The organism is Chitinophaga sp. (assembly GCF_035564935.1).
Lineage (GTDB): Bacteria > Bacteroidota > Bacteroidia > Chitinophagales > Chitinophagaceae > Chitinophaga.
On the sequence record NZ_DATMTE010000574.1, the window covers coordinates 1 to 4,521 of the forward strand.

Below are 4,521 nucleotides of genomic sequence, written 5' to 3' on the forward strand. Positions count from 1 at the left end.
ACAATACCTAAATAAATCAGCATTGCCGGACAAGCTTTCACGGTTTGAAACGGTGACCAAATCCTTCCATGAAATATTGGAACGCAATTATACCACCATTAAACGCCCGGCGGCATACGCAGAAAAACTCAACATTTCCACGCATTACCTGAATGAATGTGTGAAAAATACAACCGGGCATTCTGTTTCGCATCACATACAGCAACGTGTTATTTTGGAAGCAAAACGCCTGCTGTATCATTCAGGTAAATCAGTAAAAGAGATTGCCATTGAATTGGGCTATGATGATTATCCTTATTTCTCACGGCTGTTCACCAAAGTCACAGGCATCACAGCTTTGGCTTTCCGGAACAAAAACCACGAATAGTCCAATACTTACCCTTTTTTTGCTATTGCGGCCCTTTATGAGGCAACGCACCTTTGTAGCATCATTGTTCCAGGTGTATTGGGGCGCTTTCGTATATTAAAATGTATAGAAATGGAATCATTAAGGAAGAAAAATGTCCTTATATCGGGCGCAAGTTTCGCAGGGCTTTCAACCGCTTATTGGATGAATAAAATGGGATACAACGTAACCGTAGTGGAAATTGGCAGTCACCTGAAAAAGGGCGGTACGCCTGTGGATATAAAAGAAAGTACCGTTGATATTGTAAAGCGGATGGGGCTTTTTGAGCAGATAAAAGCCAACCGGTTAAGCCTTGAATCAACGGAATTTAAGAACGCAGCAGATATTACAGAAAGTATCAGGATGCTGCGACAGCCAGGTGAAGAACAACCGGATGATGAATTTGAAATTGAACGGGATACCTTGCTGAACCTGTTATTTGATAAGGTTAAAAATGAGGTTGAATTTGTTTTTAACAACGCCATCACAGGTTTGAATGAAATAGAGGATAACATTGAAGTTACTTTTAAAGATGGCTCACATGAGGTGTACGACCTGGTGTTTGGTTGCGATGGCATACATTCGGCCGTAAGGAGCATATGGTTTGGGCATGAAACAGCATACTCCCATTTTCTTGGGCAGTATTTTTCTATCACTATCGTCAACAAACTGCTGATAAAGCAAAATACGTTGCAGTTGTATAGCGAACCCAACAAGGGTATTATGCTTAATGCATATAATAATAAAACAGATATCGTGCTCACTTTCCGTTCGGAAGAGGAAATTTCTTACAATTATCGTGATGAGGCGCAGCAAAAGAAAATAATTTTAGCACAGTTTGAAGGAGCTGGCTGGCGAACCGTGGAGTTGTTAAAAGAGGTAATGGCAGCATCAACTTTTTATTTCGATAAATTCTGCCAGGTAAAAATGCCTTCATGGACAAAAGGCCGTGTGGCGCTGGTAGGCGACGCTGGTTATTGCGCTTCGCCTGCAGCAGGCATGGGCGGCTCACTGGCAATAATAGGAGCAACAGCATTGGCAGATGCCTTTGCGAAACACGACGGTGATTATAAATCAGCGTTTAATGATTACAATAAGGAACTGCGTCCTTTTATAGACAAAGTACAGGAGGAAGCTGAGGCAACGCTGGAATACCTGCTGCCCCGAACAGAAGAAGCGATCCGCGAAAGAAACACGGGAGGGATTGGGTTTTAGAGAGTCCTCTTTTACTTTTTTAAAATAACTCTTCCCGGGTTTAATTTGAATGACCCGCTGTTGATATAACACAATGGGTAAGGCAAAATAGCTCCCTTCAATAAAAGATAAGAGAATGCCGCAGCAACTGTTAACCGCTGCTGCGGCATTTAAAAAATGGTTGGTTTAAGCATGCAGAACAGGAGTGGCTAATTCTTTTTCCGCATTTATATTTATAGTTGTAGCCTGGTGTTTCTCTCCAAAGGTAATAAAGCTCAGACCCAGGTTGAGTGCCAGCAGCCCTGCACTCATCCAGATAACATGATGAACGCCGTAACTGGCTATAATAAAGCCTCCCAGCATGGTGCCCAGCGATATGCCGATATTATAGCAGGAGGTGAGCAGGCTGTTCACAAACTCCAGCGCACTGTGTGGTACCGAACGGGTGGTACGTATATTTCCTATCAGGAAGCCTCCTGTATGAATAGCGCCCCAGAAAGAAAGGATAATGACCATCGGAATAAAGATACCGCCAAAGAAGTAAGCCAGCACCTGCACAAGAATGAGCAAAGAGAAAAATACACGGGTAGTAAGCATTACATTCCTGCTTAACGCAATGCCGGTGATCCAGTTACCCAGCACACCCATGCCGCCGAACAGGAGCAACATAATGCTCACCTGCGTGCCGCTCATGTGGGAGATCTTTTCGAGATAGGCCGCCAGGTAACCATAACTTGAAAACATACCAGCCAGCATAAGAATGGTGGAAACAAGGTTCAGCCATAACTGCGGATTCTTTAGTACATACAATTGGCTTTCATTGGTTGCTTTCCTGGTGGCCGGCATGGAGGGGACAAAAAGTAACAGCCCCATAAAAGCGACCAGGCTCACAAAGCTGGCCAGGAAAAATGAGGCCTGCCAGTTGTTGAAAAATTCAGCCGCATAAGTGGTGATCGGCACACCCATTACTGTGGCGATGCTAACCCCGGACATCACCACAGAAACTGCTTTACTGCCGGATTCCTTGAACGCTACTGCCAGTGAAATGTTCCAGAACAGCGGGTGTAAAAAAGCCGGTAAGATGCGGGCAATCATCAATACCGTAAAGTTCGGAGAGAAGGCAGAAAGCAGGTTGGATACCACAAATACAGCCAATACAAGAGACATCAGCAGCTTACGGTTTATATTGGTGGTTAGCGCGGTTATAAACGGGGACGACACTGCTACCGTTAATGCAAATGCACTTAATAACCACCCCGCCGTATCCACAGAAACATCAAATACCTTGGCCAGGTTAGGCAGCACACCTATAACGCCAAATTCGGTGGTAATAATTCCAAAGGCTCCCAGAGCCATTGCGTAGATCGACTTTTTCATCAATATATTGATTTGAATATTTGAATGTTTCGATGTATTTGTTGTAACAAATACTGCTTATACCGGGATGAAAGAACTATGCCTTTAAGGCATTAAGCCGATCAATATAATCGCCCAGCACTTTTTGGTTTAAAATGTACTTAAGATTGCGTCCCTCTTTTTCTGGTATGAGCAAATCTGCATCTACCAGCTGCTTCAGATGGTGGGAAACAGAAGGTTGGGTAAGATCCAGCATTTCGGTTATCTCTGCACAATACAAACATCCCTGCTTCTTCCTGAATTGCTGCAGGATGGTAATCCTGCTGGCATCACTCAACGCACGGGATATCTTCTCAAATTTTCTATTGTCCATATCCGGGAACAAGTTGTTGCGAATGCAAAGATAATAAAAAAAATATAGAAACATATAAATGTTTCTATGAAGAGGGATTAATTAAGTGCAGCCGGACTTAACCTCTGAAGGAAGCCCGGCTGCAGCCAAAAATTCAATAATTTATTTACTTCCGGGTATCGCCTGTGGTGTAGTAGTAGGCCCTTCCACTACCAGCTTGCCATCTTTTAAGATCTTCATCCGGTCAATAAAAACAACACGTTGGTCGCCCGTTGCCGAAGTGCGGGCATGATATACACAAAGCATCTCTTTCCCATCCGGGGAGTAGGTAATGCTGTTGTGTCCTGTTCCGGTGACGGTGCCGCCTTTCTCCACGTTTTTCTGCAATACAGGGTTATTGGCGCCTTTTACAAAAGGCCCCAGCGGGCTTTTGGAAGTGGCATATCCCACTGCATAATTCCTGCCGCCAAAGTAGTTGGCGGAGTACATCATATAATAAGTGTCTCCTTTTTTGAATGCAACGGAACCTTCCGTCCACCGGCGGTTCACTTCTTTTGAAGTAACGGAGCGGCTTTCCCATTCGGAATGCTTATCATCCATTTTAACAGGTGGGCGTAATAACAACACGGGTTCGCCGGTTACACCGCTGAAGTCGGGCTTCAGCTCAACGCCGTATACCCAGCTTTCCTCTATGGTATCAAACCATCCTTTTTGTTTGGCCCAGGTAGCCACTTCGCTTTCTACAGGATGTTTATAGCAGCAACGGGAGTAATAAAGATAACATTTACCGTTTTTATCAAAGAGTACATTCGCATCAATAACAGGATAACCGGGATCAAAAACAGGGCGGTTGCTGATGTCGGTGAATGGCCCGGTAGGGCGGTCGGCCACCGCCACACCAATGCGGAAATTTTCAAGCTCTTTATTGGGATTATCTTTCCATTGGGCGCTGTAAAACATATAAAACTTCCCTTTATACGCGTACACTTCAGGCGCCCAGTAAGCGCCGTTCCATGCGGCGGTAGAATCGCTCCAGCCACCTTTGTTGCCGGCATAATATACCTGTCCTTCATCTTTCCAGTTCACCAGGTCGGTAGAGGAATAGGCGGCAAATCCATTTTTGGCAACACCGCCGGTGCCGTACATATAGTATTTGTCGCCGGCTACATGCAGTACATAAGGATCACCGAATGCTACGGGTAAAGGGTTCTGGTAAGTGCCGCGCGACTGTGCC

General features: G+C 44.9%; 5 protein-coding genes. 2 read left to right on the plus strand and 3 right to left on the minus strand.

The genetic code is table 11. The features are described from left to right. The coding region (locus VN105_RS14760; RefSeq protein ID WP_325642183.1) for a helix-turn-helix domain-containing protein at positions 1–367 on the plus strand (367 nt) is incomplete at its 5' end. Positions 368–478: 111 nt separating this feature from the next. Further along, positions 479–1,600, plus strand: a complete 1,122-nt coding sequence (locus VN105_RS14765; RefSeq protein ID WP_325642185.1) for an FAD-dependent monooxygenase — start codon at positions 479–481, stop codon at positions 1,598–1,600. A gap of 165 nt (positions 1,601–1,765) precedes the next feature. Here VN105_RS14765 and VN105_RS14770 read toward each other — a convergent pair whose 3' ends face one another. The 3 genes from VN105_RS14770 to VN105_RS14780 all read right to left on the minus strand — a co-directional run. After that, the gene (locus VN105_RS14770) at positions 1,766–2,956 is read right to left on the minus strand and encodes an MFS transporter (RefSeq protein ID WP_325642187.1); all 1,191 of its coding nucleotides are present in this window, start codon (positions 2,954–2,956) and stop codon (positions 1,766–1,768) included. A 76-nt stretch (positions 2,957–3,032) separates the two neighbouring features. Continuing rightward, positions 3,033–3,308 (minus strand): metalloregulator ArsR/SmtB family transcription factor, encoded by a 276-nt coding sequence (locus VN105_RS14775; protein ID WP_325642189.1) that lies wholly within the window; start codon positions 3,306–3,308, stop codon positions 3,033–3,035. Positions 3,309–3,449: 141 nt separating this feature from the next. Continuing rightward, positions 3,450–4,521: glycoside hydrolase family 43 protein (locus tag VN105_RS14780; protein WP_325642191.1), on the minus strand; the 1,072-nt coding region annotated here is incomplete at its 5' end.